The organism is Leptotrichia hongkongensis, from assembly GCF_041538065.1.
Lineage (GTDB): Bacteria > Fusobacteriota > Fusobacteriia > Fusobacteriales > Leptotrichiaceae > Leptotrichia > Leptotrichia hongkongensis.
The window spans coordinates 61,654-86,117 of sequence record NZ_JBGORW010000007.1; the positions used below are offsets into that span (position 1 = coordinate 61,654).

Sequence of the window (24,464 nt, forward strand, 5' to 3'; positions counted from 1 at the left end):
ACGGATGATAACTAGAACTTTGGAAGTAAAAAACAGAACTGGGTTACATGCAAGACCTATCTCTCAAATAATAAAGGTAATATCAAAATATAAATCAAAAACTGTTTTTAGAGTAGGTGATAAGAAAGTAGAAAATAAAAGCGTCCTTGGTTTTTTAAAGTTAGGAGCTAAATTTGGAACAAAAGTTGAAATAGAAATAGATGGAGAAGATGAAACTGAATTATTAAAAGAATTGGAAAGTTTATTTTACTCAAATTTTGGAGAATAAAAAAATATTAAAATTAGGAGGAATTTATATGAAAAAAATAGTTGTAGCATGTGGATCAGGAGTAGCAACATCACAGACAGTTGCTTCAAAAATTAACAGTATGCTGGAAGATGAAGGAATAAGAGCAACAGTAGAAGCAGTAGACATAAAATCACTTGAAAGCATAATAGATCAAGTTGATGTTTATGTGACAATAGTTCCAGGATCTCAAACTTATGATAAGCCAATGATAAATGGAATTAAATTTTTAACAGGAATGGGAATGGCAGAAGAATTTGAAAAATTAAAAGAATTGCTAAAATAATATTGGCGATAAATTTTAGGAGGTAACAAAAATGTTTGGAAATATTTTAAACTATATTTTAGGATTGGGTGCAGCAATCTTTTTACCTATAATAATGATAATAATAGGATTGATAATAAAAATGAAATTTAAAAGAGCAATAGTTTCAGGATTAACATTAGGAGTCGCTTTTACTGGAATGAATGTAGTATTAGGTTTTATGTTTGATACTATAAGTCCAGTGGCTTCGGCTTTTGTTGAAAAAACAGGTATTCAGTTAAATATAATTGATGTAGGATGGTCTCCTATGTCTGCGATTGCGTGGGCTTGGCCTTATGCTTTATTCATGTTCCCTTTACAAATAGGAATTAATCTTTTAATGCTTGTATTTAAACAAACAAATATATTAAATGTAGACTTGTGGAATGTGTGGGGGAAAATTTTTACAGCTACAATGGTAGCAGCAATTACAGGAAATATTGCATTAGGTTTTATTGCGGCGGCAGTTCAAGTTATAGTTGAATTAAAAATAGGAGAAGCTACTCAAAAGAGAACTCAAGAAATAACTGGAATACCAGGAGTTACTTGTACTCACTATATGACATTGCAATGTGTAATAATGGAGCCTGTAAACAAATTATTAGATTATATTCCTTTATTTAAATTAGATGGGCAATTGCAAATGGACTGGCGGCTAAAATACCAGGAATTATTGCGTTAGTATTATTTTTTGGATTATTCTATATATTCGTAAAAAATATGAAAAATCAAGCTTAGTAATAAAATTTTAATAGAAGGTGATACAAATGTTAGAAAATTTGAAAAGAGAAGTTATAAAAGCGGCACAAGATGGCCAAAGACTTGACTTGTGTAAACATAAATCAGGAAATTTTAGCATAAGAGATAAGGAAACAGGGTATGTAGTAGTCACTCCGTCGGGTGTAAATAGAGAAGAATTGACAGTGGACGATATATGTGTATTAACAGTAGATGGAGAGCTGATAGAAGTTAAAAATGGTAGAAGACCATCAAGTGAAACTATGATGCATTTGGAAGTGTATAAAGCACGTAGAGATATAATGGCAATTGTTCATACACATTCAAAAATGGCAACTTCTTTTGCAGTATTAAATAAACCTATACCAGCGATTATCTATGAAGTTGCGACATTTGGTCTAAAGGATGCTGTTGTGCCAGTAGCACCGTATGCAAGACCTGGAACTGTGGAACTGGCAAAAAGTGTAATTGAACCTGTAAAAAGAGCAGATATATTCTTGCTTGAAAAACATGGTGTTGTAGCTTGTGGAACTGATATGTATGAAGCCTTTTTGAGAGCACAGTATGTAGAAGAATTGGCAGAAGTTTACTATTACACTTTATTAATAAACAAAGGTAATGAGCCAGCCAGTTTTTCTCCAGAAGAACTGGAAAGATGGAAATATCCAGAAAAATTGGAAAAAAAATAGGAAGAGGACTGTATCATGAAAAAAATAATAAATGAACCTGAAAATTTTGTAAAAGAGATGGTAGAAGGAATAGTAGCTGCCCATAGTGATAAAATACAGTTGCTAAATGATGATATAAGAGTGCTGATAAGAAGAGATAATCCTAAAAAAAATAAAGTAGGAATCGTCACAGCAGGAGGAAGTGGGCATCTTCCAACATTCTTGGGATATGTAGGAGAAGGAATGCTTGATGGATGTGCAATAGGAAATGTATTTGCTTCACCTTCATCACAGAAAATGTTTGATATGATAAAAGCATGTGATTTTGGAAAAGGAGTTTTGTGTCTGTATGGAAATTATGGTGGAGACAAGATGAATTTCAATATGGCATGTGAGCTAGCTGAATTTGAAGATATAAAAACAGCAAATGTGTTAGTTAAAGATGACGTTGCCTCAGCGCCTTACGAAAAAAAGGATACAAGAAGAGGTGTGGCAGGGATGCTTTATGCTTTTAAAATTGCAGGAGCAGCAGCAGATGAAGGTCTAGAATTGGAAGAAGTTAGCAAAATTACTCAAAATGCTTTAGAAAATATAAAAACAATGGGAGTAGCTTTATCTCCATGTATAGTTCCTGAAGTTGGAAAACCTACTTTTAGTATAGAAGATGACAAAATAGAAATAGGTATGGGAATACATGGAGAGCAAGGTATTGAAGTAAGGGAAATGCTAAAGGCAGATGAAATAGCGGATTTGATATTTACAAAAATAAATGAAGAGTTAGAACTAAAATCAGAAGATGAAGTTTCTGTAACTGTAAATGGATTGGGTGCAACTCCTTTAGAAGAACTTTACATTGTATATAATAGAATTTATAAAATTTTAAAAGAAAAAAATGTAAAAATAATAAAACCACATATAGGAGAATTTGCTACTTCTATGGAAATGGCGGGATTATCAATAACAATTTTTAAATTGAATGTGGAAACTAAAAGATTATTATTAAAAGAAGCAATTACACCGTTTTATACTAATGTGAATAAGTAATTTTAGGAAGGACAGGTAGTTATGGATATAAATGATGTAAAATTAATTACAGAAAATATACTTCAATTAATAAAAGAAAACAGAGATTATTTACTTGATTTGGACAGCCAATTTGGAGATGGAGATTTGGGAATATCAATGGTTCAAGGATTTTCTAGAGTAAAGGATTATTTAGGAACTTCCGAAGAAAAAGATTTAGGGAAATTGTTTTTTAAGATGGGAATGACCTTTAATGAGTCAGCTCCTTCGTCATTAGGAACGATTATTTCATTTTGGCTTTTAGGAATAGGTGGGAGTTTAAAAGGAAAAGAAAATGCGGATAAAAATGATATGAAAATAGCATTGGAAAATGGAATTAGCAAGTTAAAAGAAAGAGCAAATTCGAAGGAAAACGAGAAAACAATCCTAGATTCACTGTCTCCTGCTACAAAAGCTTTTGAGAGAAATACAGACGAGGAAAAAACAGTATTAGAAATTTTAAAAGAAGCGAGTGACGCTGCATCGAATGGAAGTGAGGCAACAAAAAATATGCTGCCAGTCCATGGAAGAGCGGCTTATCATGGAGAAAAAACCATAGGACATGTAGATGGAGGCTCTTATGTGGGTAAATTGATATTTGAGGGAATTTATAATTATTATAAAGAAAAATATGGAAACTGAATTAAGTAAAAAATGAGATATTATAAAATAAAATTTATAAAGTCTTTGTTAAATTTCTTATTTTAATATACTGGCTTTCTTGAGTGGAAATCTGCTTTAGAAGGTCAGTATTGTTTTTGTTGCAATATAATAAATTTATTCTGAAATAAGAGTTGGTTATTTTATTGCTAATTACATATTTTTACTTCAATTTTTAAGTATGTTAACAATATTTTGCAATAGATAATATAAAATTATAAAACAGGAGTTATTTTTATAAAATTATCTTTTGAAAAATCTATTAAATATGATAAAATAATAAATATTATAAGTTAAGTTTTGAAAATAAATGATAGAACTAAATACTAAAAAATTGGAGGAAAGCAATGATAAAGGAATACAAACCGTCGGAAATTGAGAAAAAGTGGCAAGACAAATGGTTTGAAGGAGATGTTTTTAAATCGGAAAATAAAGTTGATGGTAAAGAGAATTATTATGTACTTGAGATGTTTGCGTATCCATCTGGAAAGCTTCATGTTGGGCATTTGAGAAATTATGCGATTGGAGATGCGATTGCTAGATATAAGAAGATGAAGGGGTTTAATGTGTTGCATCCATTTGGGTGGGACAGTTTTGGATTACCTGCGGAAAATGCTGCAATTGACAACGGGGCACATCCTGGGAAATGGACAAAGGCTAATATTGACAATATGAGAAGACAGATGAAGCTTATGGGGCTTTCTTATGACTGGGACAGAGAACTTAGCACTTATACTCCAGAATACTATAAATGGAATCAGAATTTTTTTATCGAGATGTATAAAAAAGGGCTTGTTTATAAGAAAAAATCTTATGTAAACTGGTGTCCAGACTGTAATACTGTGCTTGCAAATGAGCAGGTTGAAGGTGGAAAATGCTGGCGTCACGGTAAAACTGATGTAATTCAAAAGGAACTTTCGCAATGGTATTTCAAAATTACAGAATATGCAGAAGAATTACTGCAAGGACATGAAGAACTTAGAGGTCATTGGCCTGAACAGGTGCTTGCTATGCAGAAAAACTGGATTGGAAAATCAACAGGAGCGGAAGTAGACTTTATTTTGGACTTTGATTATAAAGGGAATAATGAGAATATTGTAAAAAATGAAAAAGGTGAAGTTGTAATAACTGTGTTTACTACGAGAGCGGACACGTTATTTGGGGCGACTTACTTGACTTTGGCACCTGAACATCCGTTAGTGGAAGAGGTTATTTTGAAGCAAAATCCTGAAATTAGGGGAAAAGTTGAGGCTATGATTAATGAGGATAAAATTAGCCGTACTGCTGAAGATAAGGAAAAAGAGGGTGTATTTACAGGACTTTATGTTATAAATCCAATAAATAATGTAAAAGTACCTTTATGGATTGGAAACTATGTATTAATAGATTATGGGACTGGAGCGGTTATGGCTGTGCCTGCTCATGATGCAAGAGACTTGGCTTTTGCAAAAAAATATGACTTGCCAATTAAAATTGTGGTAAATCCTGTGGATAAAGATGGGAATGTGCATGAATTAACGCTTGAGGAAACATTTGAAAATATCTTTACTGGAAATGGAATTATGACTAATTCTGGAGAATTTGATGGAATTTCAAATGAAGATGGAAAAATCAAGATTGTAGAAAAGCTGGAAAAATTAGGAAAAGGTAAGGCAACTGTAAATTATAGGCTTCATGACTGGCTAATCAGCAGACAGAGATACTGGGGAACTCCAATTCCTGTGATTTATGATGAAGATGGGAATATTTATTTGGAAGAAGAAGCAAACTTGCCTGTGAAACTGCCGACAGACATTGAGTTTAACGGAAAAGGAAATCCACTTGAAACTTCTGAGGAATTTAAAAATGTGATTTTGCCAAATGGGAAAAAAGGGAGAAGAGAAACTGACACAATGGATACTTTCGTTGATTCTTCATGGTATTACTTGAGATATTTAGATTCTCACAATGATAAAGAGCCGTTTAAAAAGGAAGATGCAGATAACTGGACTCCAGTTCATCAATATATCGGTGGAATTGAGCATGCAGTAATGCATTTACTTTATGCAAGATTTTTCCACAAATCATTAAGAGATTTAGGATATGTTGATACAAATGAGCCATTTAAGCGTCTTTTGACACAGGGAATGGTTTTAGGGCCTTCTTACTATTCTCAAAACGAAAGAAGATATTTATTCCCAAGAGAAGTGGAAATGAAGGATGGAAAGCCTGTTTCTAAGGAAACTGGAGAAGAATTGGCAACAAAAGTTGAAAAAATGAGTAAATCTAAAAATAATGGAGTAGATCCTGAAGAAATCGTCAAGGAATACGGAGCTGACTCTTCAAGAGTGTTCACATTGTTTGCCGCACCGCCTGAAAAAGAATTGGAATGGAATATGAACGGTCTTGCTGGAGCTTATAGATTTATAAACAGACTTTATCTGTTAATTTCGTCAACAGCTGATTTTGCTGATAAAAATGCATTAAAGGAAAACAATTATGGAATTAATCTAGACGCAAGAAGTGAAAAAGACAAGGAAATTCAGAAAAAATTACATCAGACAGTGAAAAAAGTTACAGACAGCATTGAGGACGATTTCCACTTTAATACAGCAATCGCTGCAATAATGGAACTTCTAAACGATATGACAACTTACAAGCAAAATGTAATTGACAAAAACGACATTTCGTCAGAAAGTAAAAAAGTATGGCACGAAGTTCTTGAAAAAGTTATTCTGTTGCTTGCACCTTTTGCACCGCACATAGCGGATGAATTATGGAGTGATTTAGGAAATACAACTCTTACTTTTGAGGAAGAATGGCCAACATTTGATGAAAAATTAACTGTGGAAAACAACTTTAACTTAGTTTTACAAGTAAATGGAAAAGTAAGAGATATGATTCCTGCACAAATTGGAATTTCAAAAGATGATGCTGAAAAATTGGCATTTTCTTCAGAAAAAGTTCAAAAATTTGTTGATGGAAAAGAAGTTGTCAAGGTAATTGTTGTGCCTAATAAACTGGTTAATATTGTGGTAAAGGGATAACGTTTAATAAAGGGAGAGGAATTTTTAAAAAGAAAAATTAAATTAGGGGTGATTAAGATGACATATATTGCAGAAATAGAAAATAATAAAATAATTAATGAATTTAAAAAAGCTGTAAAAAAAACTGGAAAAAGTGAAAGTGACGTTTTAGTTCAATTGATGGCTAAATTTGTTGAAGAAAATAAAATTGAAAAGAATTCAATGGATATTCTATTTAATAAAATGGAAGAAAATAAAGATGTTTTTATCAGAATGCGTGATAAATAATGATTAAATATTTTGAAGTTTGTGACATTTTAAAAATACATAATAAAGTTTTAGAATTATCAGGTGGTTTAGAAGGATACAAGGATAAACCAGGAATAGAAAAAGTATGTGATTTTGTACAAAATGATTTATATTATCCTGAATTTTTAGATAAATTAACATATATAATTTTTAGTATATCAAAAAATCACTTTTTTAATGATGGAAATAAAAGGACTTCTATTGCTGTTGGGGCATATTTTTTGATAGAAAATGGCTATGACGAAAAAATAACAGAATATATTAGAGATATGGAAGATTTAGTTGTTGAGTTTGTAGAAAATAAAATTAACAGAGAAGATTTTAAAGAAAAATTGAAAAAGTATGTCTGAAATTAAAAAAATAGGAGGGAAACAAAATGACTAAAATAGCAGTAACTGGAGTGACAGGAAATTTAGGTGGCATGGTTTCAAGATTGTGCAAAGAAAATGGAATAAAAGTGAGAAATTTGGCTAGAAATAAAGAAAAGGCTGAAAAAATGGGATTTTCTGATGTTTTTAAATCAAGTTACGATAAGTCAGAGGATACTGTAAAAGCACTTGAAGGAATTGATGTGCTTTTTATGGTGTCGGGTTCTGAAAATCCTGACCGTGTTCAGCAACATAAGGATTTTATTGATTCTGCTAAAACAGCTAGAGTGTCGCATATTGTTTATCTTTCATTTTACAATGCTTCAAAAAACTCCATATTTACATTGGGAAGAGATCATTATGCAACTGAGGAATACATTAAAGGAAATGGCTTTAAATATACATTTTTGAGAGATAATTTTTATGTGGATTTCTTTGTAGATATGTGCAGAGAGTACGGTGAAATAAAAGGGCCTGCTGGAAATGGTAAAGTTTCGGCTGTGGTGCGTTCGGATGTGTCAGAAGTGGCTGCTAAAATTTTGGAAAATCCAGAAAAATGGGAAAATCATACTTTGAATATGACAGGACCTGAAGAATTGACAATGGAGGAAATTACAAAACTTGTAAGTAAATATTTAGGTAAAGAAATTAAGTATATTCCTGAAACAGTAGAAGAGGCTTATGAATCACGTAAAATATGGAAAGCCGAACAATGGGAATATGATTCGTGGGTTTCGACTTATACGGCAATCGCTGAAGGTGAACAAGCTGGAATTTCAAATGATATTGAAAAAGTTTTGGGACGTAAAGCAACTTCATTGACTGAGTATTTGGAAATATTGTAAAAAGATGATTAGAAAATTTTGAAAGAAGAATTTGATAAAAGTTAGTGGGGTATTTTTGGGGGGAAAGTAGAATTTAAATTTGAGAAGAAAACATATTTTTTTAAAATTATCTAATAAAAAATATATAAAAATAAAGTTTCTTGATAAAGAGTCGGCTTTGAAGCTGGCTTTTTATTGTGTTAAAAAGCAAAAGAGATTTTTAAGTTGTAGAATAGAATTTGTTAAAAGGAGAAAAAATGACATTACAGCAACTAAAATATGTAGTAACAGTCGCTGAAAAAGGGACATTAAGCGATGCAGCAAAAGAGCTGTTTGTTTCACAGCCAGCATTGACAAAAGCAATAAAAGAGCTGGAAGATGAGATGAATATAACCATTTTTAACAGGACAAATAAAGGAGTAATTGTTTCACTTGAAGGAGATAGGTTTTTGGGATATGCTAGGCAAGTTTTGGAACAGACGGATTTATTGGAAGAAGAATATAAAAAAGGAAATAAGATAACTCGTAGGTTTTCGGTATCAACTCAGCATTATTCGTTTGCAGTAAATGCTTTTGTGGATGTGATTAAGAAATTTGGAGAGAATAAGTATGATTTTACGCTTCGAGAAACACAGACTAATGAAATTATTGAAGATGTAAGTAAGAGAAAAAGTGAAATTGGAATTTTATATACTTCGGGAGCAAATAAAACTGTAATTGAGAAAATGATAAAAAGAAATAACTTGAAATTTATCGAGCTGTTTACTGCAAAGCCACATGTTTTTATTAGCTTTAATCATCCTTTAGCAAAAAAGGAAAGCATTAGTCTTGAAGATTTGAAGGAATATCCATATTTGTCGTTTGAGCAAGGAGATTATAACTCTTTTTATTTTTCAGAAGAAATATTGAGTACACTTGATAGAGATAAAAATATAAAAGTAAGAGATAGAGCGACTTTGTTTAATTTGGCAGTTGGGCTTAACGGATACACTGTGAGTACAGGAATAATTAGTAAAGAGCTAAATGGAGAAAATATTATTGCAAAACCGCTGGAAGTGGACGAGTATATGAAAGTTGGAATTATAATGCAGAAAAATATTGAACTGAGTGTTTATGGGAAAGTTTATGTAGAGGCTTTGAAGGAGCATTTGAAATATACAGAAATTCCATAAGATTAAAGAATATTGATATAAATAAAAGTTATAATAAACTAAAAAATAAATGTATTTTACAGAAAGTGCATATTTGTATATAATAACTTCATAAAATAATAACAAATAAGGGAGTTGATAATATGTGTACAATAAATGCACCTCATAGACATGATACGGTAGGAAGTTTTTTGAGAACGGAGAAACTGAAAAAAGCTAGAAATGATTTTGAAAAGGGAAAAATTGACAAAAAAAAATTGGAAAAAGTTGAGGATGAAGAAATTAGAAAAATTGTGGATAAGCAAATTGAATTAGGATATACAAGTGTTACAGATGGAGAATTTAGACGAAGTTATTGGCATTTGGACTTTTTCTGGGGATTTAATGGAATTGGGCATGTGCATGCTGATAAAGGGTATGAATTTAATGGTGTTGTTACCCGTGATGATACTGCGATTGTTACTGGAAAAATTAATGGGGAAAATCATCCATTTGTGAAACATTATACATTTTTGCGAGATTTAGTAAAAGATAAAAAAGGTGTGGAAGCTAGATTTACAATACCTGCTCCAGCACAATTTTATGCAGAATTAGTAAGGGAAGATAAGCATGTGGCGGCACTTCTTAAAGTTTATCCTGATTTTATAGGATTGGAAGACGATATTGTCAGTGCCTACAAAACTGTTATAAATGACTTGTATAACGAAGGACTTAGAACTTTGCAAATTGATGACTGTACTTGGGGTTGTCTTGTAGACGATGACTTTATTGCTTCATTTATTGAAAAAAGTGATAGGGATAAAGAAATTATTAGGCAAGAATTTGCAGAAAAATTTTTAAATATAAATAACAGGGTATTTCAAAATAATCCAGAAGATTTGGTGATTAATACGCATGTTTGCCGTGGAAATTATGCTTCTACCTGGTTTGGGAAAGGTGGATATGACAAAATTGCAAATGAGCTTTTTGGAAAAGAAGATGTAAATGCCTATTATTTGGAATTTGATACAGAAAGAGCAGGTACTTTTGAATCGCTTGCAAAAGTTTCTGGAGATAAAAAAGTTGTTTTAGGATTAATAACTTCTAAAAATCCAACATTAGAGGAAAAGGAAAGTGTAATTGCACGTATAAAAGAGGCTTCAAAATATGTTCCGCTTGACAGGCTTTATTTGAGTCCGCAGTGTGGATTTGCTTCAACAGAGGAAGGAAATAGGCTTACAGAAGAAGAGCAATGGGCAAAACTTAGATTTATTAAGGAAATTGCAGATGAAGTATGGGGAGAAAATTAATAATAATTTGATTTATATTTCTAAAAGTGTGTTGTTTATCACACTTTTTTTTATGAAAATATGTTAAAATAGGTTTGAGAATCAAAATATAATTGAACTTTTTTATGTTATAGTAAAACTGCTTTAAAACTAAACTTAAAAGGCTATGACTATTTTACTCAAACCCTAAATCTATATAATTTTAGTAGTTTAATTTTAAATAGGTTTGAGTATAAATTAACAAAATTAAATATTTCTAAGAGTTGAGAAAAACATCTATAATTTAAAAATTTGATATAAAATGTTAATAGTGTATATTATTTAGACAATAAAATCATATAAAATTTGGTTTTAAAATTTTAACAAAGAAGTTTTATTTGGCTGAAAAAAGATTATAAAAAATAGAAGGTGGTTATTATGGCACAGGATATGAAAAATTATCTAAAATTAGATCTTGAGAAAATCGAGAAAATGACTCAAATAAAAAAAGATTATATTGAAGGAAAGACTGATTTTGAGACTACTAAAAAATTAATAAAAGAGAATTTTGACAAAATGACTGCAAGCGAATTTGCTTATTCAGAGCAAAAAATTAAAGAACTTGGATTTGATGACAATACGGTTCATGATAAGATGAATGATGTGTTAGGGCTTTTTGAGGATATTATTGTGAAGGATGAATTTGACTTGCCTGAGGGGCATCCGATAAATACGTATATTTTGGAAAATGAAGCGGCTAGAAAGCTGATTGCGGAAATGAAAGAGGAGTTTGGGAAAAAATTTATAAAGAACAGATGGCTTGAACTTTATGAAAAATTATCTCAATTTAATCCTACCCATCTTGCAAGAAAACAGCATCAATTATTTTCAATATTAGAGAAAAAAGGGTTTGACCGTCCATCAAGAATAATGTGGAGCTTTGATAATAACGTGAGAGATAGCATAAGTGAAGCATATAAATTGCTTGAAAATGATAAAATTGAAGAATTTTTGGAAAAACAGGAAAATGTATGGGAATTGACACTTGATATTATGCATAAGGAAGAAGAAGTGCTTTTTCCAACTTCGATGAAAATGATTAATGAAGAAGAATTTAAGCAAATGCGTGCAGGAGATGATGAAATTGGGTATTTCCTAATTGATAAACCAACTGGATTTTATCCTGAAAATATAGAAAAACAAGATGACAATAGTAACCAGTCTGTAAAAGAGAAAACTGTAAAATCAGAAACTGATGTTCAGAATAATCAAAATGCTGGAAACTTTATGAATGACCTTGCAAGTCTTATGGCAAAATATAATATGGGAAGCCAAAATAGTGAAAATGAAGTTTTCGATGTAAAGCAGGGGAAATTAACGCTTGAACAGATTAATCTTATTTTTCAGCATATGCCTGTAGATTTGTCTTTTGTGGATGAAAATGAAATTGTGAAGTTCTATACGGACACTAAACATAGAGTTTTCCCAAGAAGTGCAGGAGTTATAGGGCGTGATGTTAAAAACTGCCATCCAAGAGAAAGCGTCAGTTCCGTACTCGAAATAATAGACGCTTTTAGAAAAGGGGAGCAGGACGAGATTGACTTCTGGCTGGAAATGCGTGGAAAATTCATTTATATCTATTATGTGGCTGTAAGAGATGAAAATGGAGTGTTTAAAGGTGTTCTGGAAATGATGCAGGATGTTACGAAAATTAGAAGTCTAACAGGAGAAAGAAGACTTGTAACATGGGAAAATAAAGGTAAAGATGAGAAAAAAGAAGAAACAGGAGAAGTATTTACAAGCAAGTATAATTTGACTGGAAAAACTGTAATAGGGGATATTGTTAAAAAATATCCTTATATTAGGGAATATATGCCATTAATTTCTCCAGAATACAAAAAACTTTTAGATCCTATTCAGTATATGATGATGTCTAAAATAGCGACTCTTCAAATGATTGCAATGCGTGGAGAATTGGAACTTGATTATTTGATTATGATGATTGAGGCTAAAATTGATGAGGAAGAAAATAAAAATAAATAAATTTTGAAAATTACGAAACATAAAAAAAGAAAAGTATCTTTTTGATAAAAATCAATTAGATGCTTTTTTTGTGAACAAAAAATTATAAGTAATTGTTGAATAATAATTAAATTAATTTTGAATAATTGAAAAAAATAGATTCTTGATGTTGAAAAAGTAATAAAATTGATGGTGCGAGCAACGGGAGTCGAACCCGTACGGCTACTGCCACTACCCTCTGAAAATAGCATGTCTACCAATTCCATCACGCTCGCTAAATAAAACTGGATGTATAAATTAAATAATGGTGCGAATGATGGGACTTGAACCCATACGGCTAAGAGCCACTACCCCCTCAAGATAACGTGTCTACCAATTCCACCACACTCGCATTTTTAATAAATTATACCTGGAAAATTTGAAATTGTCAATTAACAAGGTAATAAAAATTTTAAAAAATAAGAGTAAAAAGTTAAAAATTATGTTACAATACCTGTATAAAAAAAATAAATTTTTAACAAAGAACTTTTAGAGGAGAAAAGTATGGAGCAAACTGAAACATTGATAAAAATTAATAATCTTGTTACGAGTTTTCGGATAAAAGATGAATATTTTACAGCTGTGGATAATATTTCGCTGGAACTTAGAAGAAATGAGATACTTGCGATAGTGGGGGAGTCGGGATGTGGAAAAAGTACGCTTGCAACTTCTATTATTGGACTGCATAATCCGATTAACACAAAAGTGACAGGGGAAATCAATTTTGAAGGGAAAAATTTGGTAGAAATTGATGAAGAAGAATACAACAAAATTAGAGGAAATAAAATTGGGATGATATTTCAGGATCCTTTATCGGCTTTAAATCCGCTTATGAGAATAGGAGAACAAATTGAGGAGGGAATGATTTATCATACAAAATTGTCCAAAACTGAAAGAGAAACCAGAATGCTGGAATTACTAGAGAATGTAGGAATAAAAAATCCAAAACGTGTAGCAAGGCAATTTCCACACGAATTATCTGGAGGAATGCGTCAAAGAGTAATGATCGCAATAGCACTTTCCTGCAAGCCTGAAATTATCATAGCCGATGAGCCGACAACAGCATTGGACGTTACAATACAGGCACAAATACTGGATTTGCTAAAAACTTTGCAAAGTGAAATAAATGCTGGGATTATACTGATTACTCATGATTTGGGCGTTGTTGCTGAAATGGCGGACAGAGTGGCAGTAATGTACGCTGGAGAAATTGTAGAAATCGCAAACGTAAATGATTTGTTCAATAATCCAAAACATCCCTACACAAGATCTCTGTTAAATTCAATCCCGCAACTTGACACAGAAACTGAAAAATTACACGTGATTCAAGGAATTGTTCCGTCACTAACCAAATTAGAGAGAACAGGTTGCCGTTTTTCTCAAAGAATTCCGTGGATAAAGGAAAGTGAACACGAAAAAAATCCGACATTGCATGAAGTGGAAAAAGAGCATTTTGTAAGATGTACTTGCTGGAAAAATTTTCATTTTGAAAAATAAATCAATCTATTGGAAAGATTAATTTATATTTTCATCTCTTAAATAGTAAATTTAGTATAAAATTTTTCAACAAATAATAAATCGACGGAGCTTTTATTTGTTCAACTACGACTGTTTGACGACTATAAGGAGGAGTTTCGGAGTTGGGCAAATAAAAGTCGTAGTCTAGCCATAGGTGCAGGATTTGCGGCAATGAGCAATCCTGCGAAAAAAGAAAAAAACATATTAAAAATAGTAAGAACTATTATTAAACAAAGTAATTTAAAACTAAATCCCATTAGAAAATAGAAACTATGCTAAAATAATTATTATTGTGAAATAAAGGGAAATGGTGATTGATTTCCCTTGCTTTATAAAAATAAAAATTATAGATAAAATAATTATTAATTAAAATAAATTAAAATCAAAATGAAAAATTATAATTTTAGTTTAGAATTTGAGTTATTGAATATTTTGGAAGGAAGGAATAAACAAAAATATGAGTTTTATTGAAGTGAAAGACTTGAAGGTTCATTATCCTATTCGTGGGGGCTTTTTCAATAAGGTAATTGACCATGTGTATGCTGTGGATGGTGTCAGTTTGACTATTGAAGAAGGGAAGACTTATGGACTTGTGGGGGAGTCGGGGTCTGGAAAGTCTACGATTGGGAAAGCGATAATTGGGCTTGAGAAGATAAAAAGTGGAAAGATAATTTACGAAGGTAAGGAAATTGATAGGAAGTTTCGTAATAGAAGAAGTGAATATAATAGAAATGTGCAGATGATTTTTCAAGATTCATTATCTAGCTTAAATCCTAAGAAGAGAGTTCTTGACTTGATTTCTGAGCCTTTGAGAAATTTTGAGAATTTGACTTCAGATGAGGAAAAGAGGAAGGTGTCAGAACTGCTGGAAATTGTAGGGATCAATAGAGAAGATATTTACAAATATCCACATGAATTTTCTGGTGGACAGAGACAGAGGCTGGGAATTGCACGGGCTGTTGCTACAAAGCCTAAATTGATTATAGCAGATGAGCCTGTGTCAGCACTTGATTTATCGGTTCAGGCACAAGTTTTGAATTATATGAAGGACATTCAGGAGCAGTTTGGACTAAGTTATCTTTTTATTTCCCACGATTTGGGAGTTGTAAAGCATATGTGCGATTATATGTTTATAATGTATCGTGGAAGATTTGTGGAAACTGGGACAAAAAATGATATTTATAAAAATCCTGAACATTTTTACACAAAACGTCTAATTGCTGCAATTCCAGAAGTACATCCTGAAAAAAGGCTGGAAAATAAGAAAAGACGATTAGAAATTGAAAAGGAATATTTGAAAAATAAAAAAAAATATTATGATGAAAATGGGCGTGTCTTTGATTTAAAAAAATTAACAGATACCCATTTTGTTGCTATTAAAGATGAAATAATACAAAATAACGGAAAAGGGGGAAAATAATCAATGTGGAAAACAGTTTTACGAAGAATTCTGGTTATGATACCGCAATTATTTATACTTAGCCTATTAATCTTTGTTCTGGCAAAACTTATGCCGGGAGATCCGTTTACAGGGCTGATTACACCACAAACTGATCCTGCGGCACTTGAAGAGTTACGAAGAAAGGCAGGATTGCTGGATCCTTGGCATATTCAGTATGTAAGATGGCTAAAAAATGCCGTTTCTGGAAATTTGGGAATGAGCTACACTTATAATGTTCCTGTAAAAACGCTTATTGGGGAACGTGCAGTAAATACTTTTATTTTATCGCTACTTAGCCTTATTTTGACATATTGTATTGCAATACCGCTTGGAATGCTTGCTGGACGTTATCAGAACTCATTTCTTGATAAATTTGTCACATTTTATAATTATGTGAGCTATGCGATTCCGACTTTTGTGCTTTCGCTTATAATGATTTGGTTTTTTGGATATACGCTTGGATGGTTTCCAACAACTGGATCGGTGACGGCTGGACTTAGTACCGGTACTTTGGGACATATTTTGGACAGGATTTATCACATCATATTGCCTGCAATTACGTATGCATTGCTTGGAACAACTTGGATTGTGCAGTATTTGAGAAATGAAGTAATTGACGCTAAGAATCTGGATTATGTGAAAACGGCGAAAAGTAAGGGGGTACCTGAAAATAAAGTTTATTCAAGACATATTTTTAGAAATTCGATTTTACCGATTGCAGCATTTTTTGGATATTCAATAACAGGACTTCTGGGAGGCTCGATTTTTATTGAAAAAATATTCAGTTATCCTGGAATGGGAGGACTATTTGTAAATTCAATTATAACAAGGGATTACAGCGTTGTTACAGCATTAATACTGCTGTTTGGATTTTTAACATTGCTTGGAAGTTTGCTTTCAGATATTATTCTTAGCATTGTTGATCCTAGAATTAGAATAGAGTAGGTGGTGAAAAAATGTCTAATAATGAAATTTTAAAGAAAAATAATGAAAAAGCAGAAAATTTTGATGAAATTAAGAAAAGCGGCAAGCCGACTGGAATTGGTGTTATTGTGAGAGAGATTTTGAAAGATAGATTGGCACTTGCTTCGCTTATTATTCTTGTAATTCTTTTTGGAATAATTTTTATTGGATCGCTTTTTGCAAATCAGGAGGAAATTATGAAAATAAGCCTGCTGGATAAATATGCCATTCCTATGAAAGAGGGATTTTGGCTAGGTTCTGATTCTGGTGGGCGTTCAATATTGGGGCAGCTGATACTAGGTGCTAGAAACTCGATTATTATTGGTTTTACAATAACAATTTTAACATCAGGAATTGGAATATTTTTTGGGCTTATTGCAGGATATTATGGGAAATGGGTGGATAATGTGATTATGAGAATTATTGACTTTATTACAATTTTACCTACGCTTATGATAATTATTGTGTTTGTTACTATTGTTCCAAAGTACACGATAGCGACTTTTGTGCTGATAATGAGTGCATTTTACTGGGTTGGAGCAGCAAGGCTGATTAGAAGTAAGGCACTTGCAGAAAGTCAGAAAGATTATATTTTGGCTTCAAAGACTATGGGAACAAAGGATTTTACGATAATTTTCAGGGAAATACTGCCTAACTTGAGTTCAATTATAATTGTGGAATTGACATTAGGATTTGCTGGAAATATTGGAATTGAAACAGGGCTTAGTTTTCTTGGTTTTGGATTACCGCTTTCTACACCGAGCCTTGGGACTTTGGTTGGTTATGCAGCAGATCCGGAAGTATTGTCTACAAAATTATGGATTTGGCTTCCAGCATCAATATTGATTTTAATTATGATGCTTTGTATTAATTATGTTGGACAAGCTTTAAACAGGGCGGCTGACGCAAAACAGAGAAGAGGATAAAATAAAAAAGGAGAACAGTATGAAAAAATGGAAATTAATAATCACGTTTCTTGTATTGATATTCGTAGTTTCATGTAATCCTGGTAAAAAGAGAAGTGAAATGCCAGGTGCAAAACTAAATTTATCACTATTTCCAGAAAAAACATCAAACAATGAGCCTGCAGTGCAAGGCGGAACTTTGCAAGTGGCGATAGTAAAGGATGATCCGTTGGTTGGAGTCTTTAATGAGACATTCTATTCAGATGGTTATGATGGTGAGATTATTTCAATGTTTTTAAGCTCGGGTATATTTGAAGTGGATGAAAATTTTGAAATAACAGACAAAGGACCAGCAACTCTTACAGTTGATGCAAAAAATAAAAAAGCAACAATAAAAATAAAAGATGGAATAAAATGGTCCGATGGACAGCCTCTGACTGCTGATGATATTATTTTACCTTATGAAATCGTAGGGAACAAAGATTATACAGGAGTTCGATATACTGAAGAAAGTCAAAAAATTATTGGAATGAAGGAATATCACGATGGAAAAGCCCCAAATATTTCAGGTATAAAAAAAATAGATGATAAAACAGTGGAAATTTCTTTTTTACAATTAGGACAAAGTATTTATACAGTTGCAAACGGACTAGTTGGAAATGCACTGCCAAAACACTATTTAAAAGGAATTCCAATAAAAGAATTGATTTCATCGGATAAAATTAGAATGAAACCAGTAACATTGGGGCCGTATAATTTAACAAAAGTTTCACGTGGAGAAAGTCTAGAATTTACAGCAAATCCTTATTATTATAAAGGAAAGCCAAAAATTGAAAAGGCAATAGTGCAAGTAGTAAATTCACAATCTATAGTGGCGGCATTAAAAGCTGGGAAATATGATTTTGTAATGAGCATGCCTGATTCTCTTTACAATAACTACAAAGATTTTAAAAATATAGAAACATTAGGACAACAGGATTTGTATTATTCGTATTTGGCATTTAAACTGGGGCATTATGATAAAGCAAAAGGAGAAAATGTTACAGATTCAAATGCCAAGATGTCGGATTTAAGATTACGTCAAGCTCTTGTGCATGCAATAAATGTTGAGGAAATAGCACAGGCATTTTATTTTGGGTTAAGGCAGGAAGCGACTTCAGCAATTCCTCCCGTTTTCAAAAAATATTTTCCAAAGGACTTGAAAGGTTATCCGTATAATCCTGAAAAAGCAAAACAGTTATTGGATGAAGCGGGATACAAGGATGTAAATGGCGATGGAATCCGTGAAGATAAAAATGGAAAACCTTTTGAAATAAAGATGGCATTTATGGCTGGTGGGGATGTGGCAGAGCCGCTTGCCCAAAACTACATTCAAAGCTGGGAAAAAATAGGGATAAAAGCAGTTCTTACATCAGGAAGATTGCTAGCTTTCCAGAATTTTTACGAAAAAGTGCAGGGAGATTCTAAAGATGTAGATGTGTTCTTTGGAGCTTGGGGAGTTGGAACAAGTCTAGATCCAACTGGATCAGCAGGAAGAAAATCCAAGCTTAATTTATCACGTTTCGTATCAGAGGAAAACGACAGGTTAATAGATGAAATATTAGGCGAAAAATCACTGACAGTTCCAAATTATAAAGTAGAAGCATACAAAAACTGGCAAAAATACTACATTGGACAAGCAGCAGAAGTTCCGTTAATGTACAGATATAAACTTTATCCAGTAAATAAAAGGCTAAAAAATGTTTACATTGGATATGATTCATCAAAAAAAGATGAAGGTATTCATAAGTGGGAATTGACAGCAGTTGCTCCAATGAGATAGATTTTTGAATTTTATAATAAAATTATTAGAAACCTCATAATTATGGTTTTAGTTCTTGACTTACATAATAATTAAGAGTAAACTTAAAGCAACAAACAATAAAATTGTTTAAAATTTATCAAAAAGTGAGGTAGTAATTTATGAGTAGAGATTTTAACAGTATGGATGATCTTTTTAATCAGTTAATGGGAGGAATGAGAGGTTTTAATTCTGAAAATCGCCGTTATCTGATAAACGGAAGAGAAGTTACACCTGAAGAATTTGAACAATATCGTGCAACGGGACAATTGCTAATAAATAATGAAATGCAGACTCAAGCATCTCAAGGGCAAAATGTTAAACAAGATGGAATTCTTGCAAAACTTGGACGTAATCTTACACAGGAAGCTCGTGATGGAAAACTAGATCCAGTTATAGGACGTAACAAGGAAATTCAGGAAACCTCGGAAATTCTTTCACGTCGTACAAAAAATAATCCAGTTCTTGTAGGTGATGCAGGTGTTGGGAAAACAGCTGTTGTAGAAGGACTAGCTCAAGCCATTGTAAATGGGGATGTTCCTGCCGCTATAAAAAATAAGGAAATTATTTCAATTGATATTTCGGGACTTGAAGCAGGTACACAGTATCGTGGAAGTTTTGAGGAAAATATTCAGAATCTTGTGAAGGAAGTAAAGGAACTTGGAAATGTTATACTCTTCTTTGATGAAATTCATCAGATTTTAGGCGCAGGAAATACTGGAGATGGTGGTTCTAAAGGGCTTGCCGACATTTTAAAACCTGCTCTTTCACGTGGGGAACTGACAGTTATTGGAGCAACTACTCAAGATGAATACCGTAATACAATATTAAAAAATGCCGCACTTGCACGTCGTTTCAATGAAGTGAAAGTAAATGCTCCATCAGCGGAAGATACATATAAAATACTTCAAGGAATTCGTAATTTATATGAAAAACATCACAATGTAATTTTGCCTGATAATGTTTTAAAAGCAGCAGTTGATTTCTCAATACAATATATTCCACAACGTAGCTTGCCAGATAAAGCAATTGATTTAATTGATGTGACGGCAGCACATTTGGCCGCTCAACATCCTGTAACTGATGTTCATGCAGTAGAACATCAAATTGAAGAACAGAAAGCAAAACAAGCTGAGGCAGTAAAATCTGAAGATTATGAAGCTGCACTTAATGCAAAAAATCGTATTGAGGAATTAGAAAATAAAATAAAAAATCATACTGAAGATATGAAAGTTACAGCAACAATAAATGATGTGGCTGAATCTGTAGAAAGAATGACAGGAATTCCTGTCTCTCAAATGGGGGCAAGTGATATTGAACGTCTAAAAGGAATGAATGAGCGTCTAAAAGCAAAAGTTATCGGTCAGGATAAAGCAGTTGAAGCAGTTGCACGTGCAATTCGTCGTAACCGTGCAGGATTTGATGAAGGTAACCGTCCAATTGGAAGTTTTCTTTTTGTAGGTCCTACAGGTGTTGGGAAAACTGAACTTGCAAAACAACTAGCACTCGATATGTTTGGAACTAAAGATGCTATTATTAGATTAGATATGTCAGAATATTCTGATAGAACTGCAGTTTCAAAACTTATTGGAACAACAGCTGGATATGTTGGATATGATGACAATAATAATACTTTGACTGAAAGAGTACGTCGTAATCCTTATTCAATTATTCTTTTGGATGAAATTGAAAAAGCTGATCCGCAAGTTATAACGCTTCTTTTACAAGTATTAGATGATGGACGTTTAACTGATGGACAGGGAAATACTGTAAACTTTAAAAATACTGTAATTATAGCTACTTCAAATGCTGGATTTGGATATGAAAAAGGACTTACTGAAAATGCAGACAAACAGGAAATTATAGAAAGGTTGAAACCATACTTCCGTCCAGAATTTTTAAATCGGTTCAATGCTGTGATTGAATTTTCACATCTTAATAAAAAAGACTTATCACAAATTGTTGATTTAATGCTTATTGAAGTAAATAAAACTCTTTCTAAAAAAGAAATTGACTTAGCAGTATCTGATGCAGCAAAAGAATTTTTGACAGAAGAAGGATATGATAAAGTTATGGGAGTACGTCCACTACGTCGTGTAATTGAACAGCAAATACGTGATAATGTGACTGATTTCCATCTTGAAAACCTTGATGCAAAACATCTTGTTGCTGATTTGGAAGATGGTATTTTGGTTATTAAGGAAAAATCAGAAACAGATAAGAAAACTGAAGAAAAAAAAGTGTCTAAAACTAAAAAATCTTCAAAAAAAGATACTGAATAGTTGATAATTTAAAGTTTAATACGTAAGAAATAAAGACTCTAACTAAAATTACTTGGTTAGAGTTTTTTTTGTAAGGAAAGCAAATTTATCTTTTTTTACTTAACATATTGTTTATATAAGAAAGTTTTATTTTATAAGAGTAAGTCAAAAAAGGCGATTTAACTGAACAATATTAAGAATAAAGTTTAGAATATTCATTATACAAAATTAAGATAACGGCTAAATGGTATTAATTTTAATAAAAAGTATTGAAATAATGCTGAAAAAGTGGTAAAGTGAAGTGAAAATAAAATATTTAGGAGGAAATATGGAAATTGACAAAGCTGAATTAAAGGACAGTATTCTTAGGGAACTAAGAAGGCAATATGGAAAAACTCTTGAAGAAGCTCATGAATTTGAGTTATATAATGCAATTTCAAAAGTAGCTTTGGATTACGCAATGGAAAAATGGTACAATACTAAAAAGACTTATGCTAAAAAACAGGTAAAGCAAACGTACTACTTTTCAGCAGAATTCCTGATGGGAAGATTTATGGGAAATAATCTGATTAATTTGCAAATTAATGACGTTATAAAAGAAACATTGAATGAATTAGGCGTGGATATTAACAAAATTGAAGATTATGAGATGGATGCAGGACTTGGAAATGGAGGGCTTGGAAGACTTGCGGCATGTTTTCTTGATTCACTTGCTACATTGGCATTGCCAGGACATGGATATGGACTTAGATACAAATACGGAATGTTTGAGCAAAAAATCGAAAATGGGTTCCAAATGGAATATCCAGATGACTGGACAAAATACGGGGATCCTTGGTCAATCAAAAGAATGGACAGAGTATTTGAAGTAAAATTTGGCGGGCAAATTGAAGTTCATCGTGATGAATTTGGGAAAGAATACTTTAAACGTGTAAATACCGAAACAGTTCACGCCGTACCTTATGATGTGCCAGTTATCGGTTATGGAAATGATACTGTAAATACATTGAGATTATGGGAAGCAAGATCGCCTGAAGGGTTTGACCTAAAATTATTCAATGATCAGACTTATTTACAGGCTTCTGCAAAAGCAGTTCAGGCAGAAGATATTTCAAGAGTACTGTATCCAAATGATACTGAAAAAGATGGAAAACAATTAAGATTAAAACAGCAGTTCTTCTTTACATCAGCTTCATTACAGGACATTATCAGAAGATACAAATCAGTTTTTGGAAATGATTTTTCAAAATTTGCAGAAAAAGTGGCAATTCAGCTAAATGATACACATCCAGTTGTTGCAATTCCTGAATTAATGAGAATTTTCTTGGATAAGGAAAAATTAGGATGGGATGAATCTTGGAACATTTGTAAAAATGTATTTGCATACACAAACCATACAATTTTATCAGAAGCATTGGAAAAATGGGATATTTCACTATTTCAGCCATTACTTCCAAGAATTTATCAAATTATCGAAGAAATCAACAGAAGATTTGTCGCAGAATTACAGCAAAAATATCCAGGAGACTGGGAAAGAATCAACAAAATGTCAATCATTGGAGATGGACAAGTTAGAATGGCATGGCTTGCCATCGTAGGATCGCACAAAGTAAACGGAGTTGCGGCATTGCATACGGAAATTCTTAAAAATAGCGAGTTAAGAGAATGGAACGAATTGTATCCTGAAAAATTCCTAAATAAAACAAATGGAATTACTCAAAGAAGATGGCTATTAAAAGCAAATCCAAAATTAGCAGCATTAATTACAGAATTAATAGGAGATAAGTGGATTACAGACTTGTATGAACTAAAAAAATTGGAGCAATACTTGGATGATGACAATGTTTTAAGAAGAATTGCTGAAATTAAGCTGCATAATAAGGAAAGATTGGCTAAATATATAAAAGATACTACAGGAATCGAAGTAAATCCTCATTCTATCTTTGATATTCAAGTTAAGAGATTGCATGAGTACAAAAGACAGCTTTTAAATGTACTTCATATTATGGACTTGTACAATAAATTAAAAGAAAATCCATATCTAGATACTGAGCCAAGAACATTTATCTTTGGAGCAAAATCAGCTGCTGGATATAGACGTGCAAAAGGAATTATCAAATTAATCAATGCCGTTGCAGAAAAAGTAAATAACGACAGCGACATTAACGGAAAAATCAAAGTTGTATTTCTTGAAAACTACAGAGTTTCACTTGCAGAAAAAATATTCCCTTCAGCAGATGTATCAGAACAAATTTCTACAGCAAGTAAAGAGGCATCTGGAACTGGTAATATGAAATTTATGCTAAACGGTGCATTAACTATCGGAACAATGGACGGAGCAAATGTTGAAATTGTTGAAGAAGTTGGACTTGACAATGCATTTATCTTTGGACTTTCTGCACAGGAAGTGGAAAACTATCAGGCACATGGAGGATACAATCCATTTGATGAATATAATAGCGTGGAAGGACTTAAAAAAGTTGTGGATCAGTTAGGTGACGGAACTTATGACGATAATCATACAGGAATCTTCAGAGAACTACAAAATTCATTGCTATATGGAGTAGATGGTTCCCGTCCAGATGTATATTTCCTATTAAAAGATTTCGCATCATACAGAGAAGCTCAAGATAGGCTTCAAAATGCCTTCAAAGATAAAAGGGAATGGACTAAAAAAGCACTTAAAAATATTGCAAACGCTGGTAAATTCAGTTCAGACAGAACAATTGACGAATATGCAAAAGAAATTTGGAACATTGAGCCAGTTGAAGTTCATGACTATATAGAAGATTAATTTTATAGTAAAACAAGTTTAAAAAAGAACTCAAAAATTATGACTATTTTACTCAAACC

General features: G+C 32.3%; 20 protein-coding genes and 2 tRNA genes. 20 read left to right on the plus strand and 2 right to left on the minus strand.

The window, feature by feature from the left end; genetic code table 11:
* The first annotated feature begins 4 nt into the window (after positions 1 to 4).
* The 13 genes from ACEG17_RS06540 to ACEG17_RS06600 all read left to right on the plus strand — a co-directional run bounded on the left by ACEG17_RS06540 (position 5) and on the right by ACEG17_RS06600 (position 12,665).
* Positions 5 to 268, plus strand: coding sequence for an HPr family phosphocarrier protein (locus ACEG17_RS06540; RefSeq protein ID WP_372583043.1), 264 nt, complete (start codon positions 5 to 7; stop codon positions 266 to 268).
* Positions 269 to 296: 28 nt separating this feature from the next.
* Positions 297 to 572, plus strand: coding sequence for a PTS sugar transporter subunit IIB (locus tag ACEG17_RS06545; protein ID WP_372583044.1), 276 nt, complete (start codon positions 297 to 299; stop codon positions 570 to 572).
* Positions 573 to 603: 31 nt separating this feature from the next.
* Entirely contained in the window at positions 604 to 1,272 is a 669-nt protein-coding gene (locus ACEG17_RS06550) for a PTS transporter subunit IIC (protein WP_372583045.1), read from the plus strand.
* Positions 1,273 to 1,357: 85 nt separating this feature from the next.
* A complete protein-coding gene (locus ACEG17_RS06555; protein WP_372583046.1) occupies positions 1,358 to 2,017 on the plus strand; it encodes a class II aldolase/adducin family protein in 660 nt (219 codons plus the stop codon).
* A gap of 15 nt (positions 2,018 to 2,032) precedes the next feature.
* Positions 2,033 to 3,040, plus strand: a complete 1,008-nt coding sequence (locus ACEG17_RS06560) for a dihydroxyacetone kinase subunit DhaK (RefSeq protein ID WP_372583047.1) — start codon at positions 2,033 to 2,035, stop codon at positions 3,038 to 3,040.
* Between the two features lie 21 nt (positions 3,041 to 3,061).
* On the plus strand, positions 3,062 to 3,700 hold the full coding sequence (locus ACEG17_RS06565) for a dihydroxyacetone kinase subunit L (RefSeq protein WP_372583048.1): 639 nt from the start codon (positions 3,062 to 3,064) through the stop codon (positions 3,698 to 3,700).
* Between the two features lie 365 nt (positions 3,701 to 4,065).
* Positions 4,066 to 6,744 carry a leucine--tRNA ligase gene (gene leuS, locus ACEG17_RS06570; protein ID WP_372583049.1) on the plus strand — a complete coding sequence of 893 codons (2,679 nt, stop codon included), beginning with the start codon at positions 4,066 to 4,068 and terminating at the stop codon, positions 6,742 to 6,744.
* 57 nt (positions 6,745 to 6,801) lie between these two features.
* On the plus strand, positions 6,802 to 7,011 hold the full coding sequence (locus ACEG17_RS06575) for a hypothetical protein (protein ID WP_006805829.1): 210 nt from the start codon (positions 6,802 to 6,804) through the stop codon (positions 7,009 to 7,011).
* Complete coding sequence (locus ACEG17_RS06580; RefSeq protein ID WP_372583050.1) at positions 7,011 to 7,382, plus strand: type II toxin-antitoxin system death-on-curing family toxin; 372 nt, start codon at positions 7,011 to 7,013, stop codon at positions 7,380 to 7,382. Before ACEG17_RS06575 ends, ACEG17_RS06580 begins: the two co-directional genes overlap by 1 nt.
* A 26-nt stretch (positions 7,383 to 7,408) precedes the next feature.
* The gene (locus tag ACEG17_RS06585) at positions 7,409 to 8,245 is read left to right on the plus strand and encodes an SDR family oxidoreductase (RefSeq protein ID WP_372583051.1); all 837 of its coding nucleotides are present in this window, start codon (positions 7,409 to 7,411) and stop codon (positions 8,243 to 8,245) included.
* A 236-nt stretch (positions 8,246 to 8,481) separates the two neighbouring features.
* Complete coding sequence (locus tag ACEG17_RS06590; RefSeq protein ID WP_021770181.1) at positions 8,482 to 9,396, plus strand: LysR family transcriptional regulator; 915 nt, start codon at positions 8,482 to 8,484, stop codon at positions 9,394 to 9,396.
* Positions 9,397 to 9,518: 122 nt separating this feature from the next.
* Entirely contained in the window at positions 9,519 to 10,664 is a 1,146-nt protein-coding gene (locus tag ACEG17_RS06595; RefSeq protein WP_372583052.1) for a 5-methyltetrahydropteroyltriglutamate--homocysteine S-methyltransferase, read from the plus strand.
* Between the two features lie 396 nt (positions 10,665 to 11,060).
* On the plus strand, positions 11,061 to 12,665 hold the full coding sequence (locus ACEG17_RS06600; protein ID WP_372583053.1) for a PAS domain-containing protein: 1,605 nt from the start codon (positions 11,061 to 11,063) through the stop codon (positions 12,663 to 12,665).
* A 169-nt stretch (positions 12,666 to 12,834) separates the two neighbouring features.
* On the opposite strand, the gene ACEG17_RS06605 is transcribed toward ACEG17_RS06600, so the two are convergent.
* Positions 12,835 to 12,919 (minus strand) — tRNA-Leu (locus tag ACEG17_RS06605).
* Positions 12,920 to 12,949: 30 nt separating this feature from the next.
* Positions 12,950 to 13,035: transfer RNA gene (locus ACEG17_RS06610), tRNA-Leu, on the minus strand.
* Between the two features lie 152 nt (positions 13,036 to 13,187).
* On the opposite strand from ACEG17_RS06610, the gene ACEG17_RS06615 reads away from it, so the two are divergent.
* The 7 genes from ACEG17_RS06615 (at position 13,188) to ACEG17_RS06645 (ending at position 24,405) form a co-directional block, all read left to right on the plus strand.
* Positions 13,188 to 14,180 (plus strand): ABC transporter ATP-binding protein, encoded by a 993-nt coding sequence (locus ACEG17_RS06615; protein WP_372583054.1) that lies wholly within the window; start codon positions 13,188 to 13,190, stop codon positions 14,178 to 14,180.
* Between the two features lie 478 nt (positions 14,181 to 14,658).
* A complete protein-coding gene (locus ACEG17_RS06620) occupies positions 14,659 to 15,621 on the plus strand; it encodes an ATP-binding cassette domain-containing protein (protein ID WP_372583055.1) in 963 nt (320 codons plus the stop codon).
* A gap of 3 nt (positions 15,622 to 15,624) precedes the next feature.
* A complete protein-coding gene (opp4B, locus tag ACEG17_RS06625; protein ID WP_372583056.1) occupies positions 15,625 to 16,587 on the plus strand; it encodes an oligopeptide ABC transporter permease in 963 nt (320 codons plus the stop codon).
* Between the two features lie 11 nt (positions 16,588 to 16,598).
* Entirely contained in the window at positions 16,599 to 17,531 is a 933-nt protein-coding gene (locus ACEG17_RS06630; protein WP_372583057.1) for an ABC transporter permease, read from the plus strand.
* Between the two features lie 19 nt (positions 17,532 to 17,550).
* Complete coding sequence (locus tag ACEG17_RS06635) at positions 17,551 to 19,332, plus strand: oligopeptide ABC transporter substrate-binding protein (RefSeq protein ID WP_372583058.1); 1,782 nt, start codon at positions 17,551 to 17,553, stop codon at positions 19,330 to 19,332.
* Positions 19,333 to 19,472: 140 nt separating this feature from the next.
* Positions 19,473 to 21,632, plus strand: coding sequence for an AAA family ATPase (locus ACEG17_RS06640; RefSeq protein ID WP_372583059.1), 2,160 nt, complete (start codon positions 19,473 to 19,475; stop codon positions 21,630 to 21,632).
* Between the two features lie 307 nt (positions 21,633 to 21,939).
* A complete protein-coding gene (locus tag ACEG17_RS06645; protein WP_372583060.1) occupies positions 21,940 to 24,405 on the plus strand; it encodes a glycogen/starch/alpha-glucan phosphorylase in 2,466 nt (821 codons plus the stop codon).
* Positions 24,406 to 24,464: the final 59 nt, after the last annotated feature.

Coding starts and splice junctions, on each gene's coding strand:
- ACEG17_RS06585 (WP_372583051.1), top strand. CDS start 7,409: ATGACTAAAATAGCAGTAACTGGAGTGACAGGAAATTTAGGTGGCATG.
- ACEG17_RS06575 (WP_006805829.1), top strand. CDS start 6,802: ATGACATATATTGCAGAAATAGAAAATAATAAAATAATTAATGAATTT.
- ACEG17_RS06635 (WP_372583058.1), top strand. CDS start 17,551: ATGAAAAAATGGAAATTAATAATCACGTTTCTTGTATTGATATTCGTA.
- ACEG17_RS06540 (WP_372583043.1), top strand. CDS start 5: ATGATAACTAGAACTTTGGAAGTAAAAAACAGAACTGGGTTACATGCA.
- leuS (WP_372583049.1), top strand. CDS start 4,066: ATGATAAAGGAATACAAACCGTCGGAAATTGAGAAAAAGTGGCAAGAC.
- ACEG17_RS06595 (WP_372583052.1), top strand. CDS start 9,519: ATGTGTACAATAAATGCACCTCATAGACATGATACGGTAGGAAGTTTT.
- ACEG17_RS06620 (WP_372583055.1), top strand. CDS start 14,659: ATGAGTTTTATTGAAGTGAAAGACTTGAAGGTTCATTATCCTATTCGT.
- ACEG17_RS06615 (WP_372583054.1), top strand. CDS start 13,188: ATGGAGCAAACTGAAACATTGATAAAAATTAATAATCTTGTTACGAGT.
- ACEG17_RS06555 (WP_372583046.1), top strand. CDS start 1,358: ATGTTAGAAAATTTGAAAAGAGAAGTTATAAAAGCGGCACAAGATGGC.
- ACEG17_RS06590 (WP_021770181.1), top strand. CDS start 8,482: ATGACATTACAGCAACTAAAATATGTAGTAACAGTCGCTGAAAAAGGG.
- ACEG17_RS06560 (WP_372583047.1), top strand. CDS start 2,033: ATGAAAAAAATAATAAATGAACCTGAAAATTTTGTAAAAGAGATGGTA.
- ACEG17_RS06550 (WP_372583045.1), top strand. CDS start 604: ATGTTTGGAAATATTTTAAACTATATTTTAGGATTGGGTGCAGCAATC.
- ACEG17_RS06645 (WP_372583060.1), top strand. CDS start 21,940: ATGGAAATTGACAAAGCTGAATTAAAGGACAGTATTCTTAGGGAACTA.
- ACEG17_RS06565 (WP_372583048.1), top strand. CDS start 3,062: ATGGATATAAATGATGTAAAATTAATTACAGAAAATATACTTCAATTA.
- ACEG17_RS06545 (WP_372583044.1), top strand. CDS start 297: ATGAAAAAAATAGTTGTAGCATGTGGATCAGGAGTAGCAACATCACAG.
- ACEG17_RS06630 (WP_372583057.1), top strand. CDS start 16,599: ATGTCTAATAATGAAATTTTAAAGAAAAATAATGAAAAAGCAGAAAAT.
- ACEG17_RS06600 (WP_372583053.1), top strand. CDS start 11,061: ATGGCACAGGATATGAAAAATTATCTAAAATTAGATCTTGAGAAAATC.
- opp4B (WP_372583056.1), top strand. CDS start 15,625: ATGTGGAAAACAGTTTTACGAAGAATTCTGGTTATGATACCGCAATTA.
- ACEG17_RS06580 (WP_372583050.1), top strand. CDS start 7,011: ATGATTAAATATTTTGAAGTTTGTGACATTTTAAAAATACATAATAAA.
- ACEG17_RS06640 (WP_372583059.1), top strand. CDS start 19,473: ATGAGTAGAGATTTTAACAGTATGGATGATCTTTTTAATCAGTTAATG.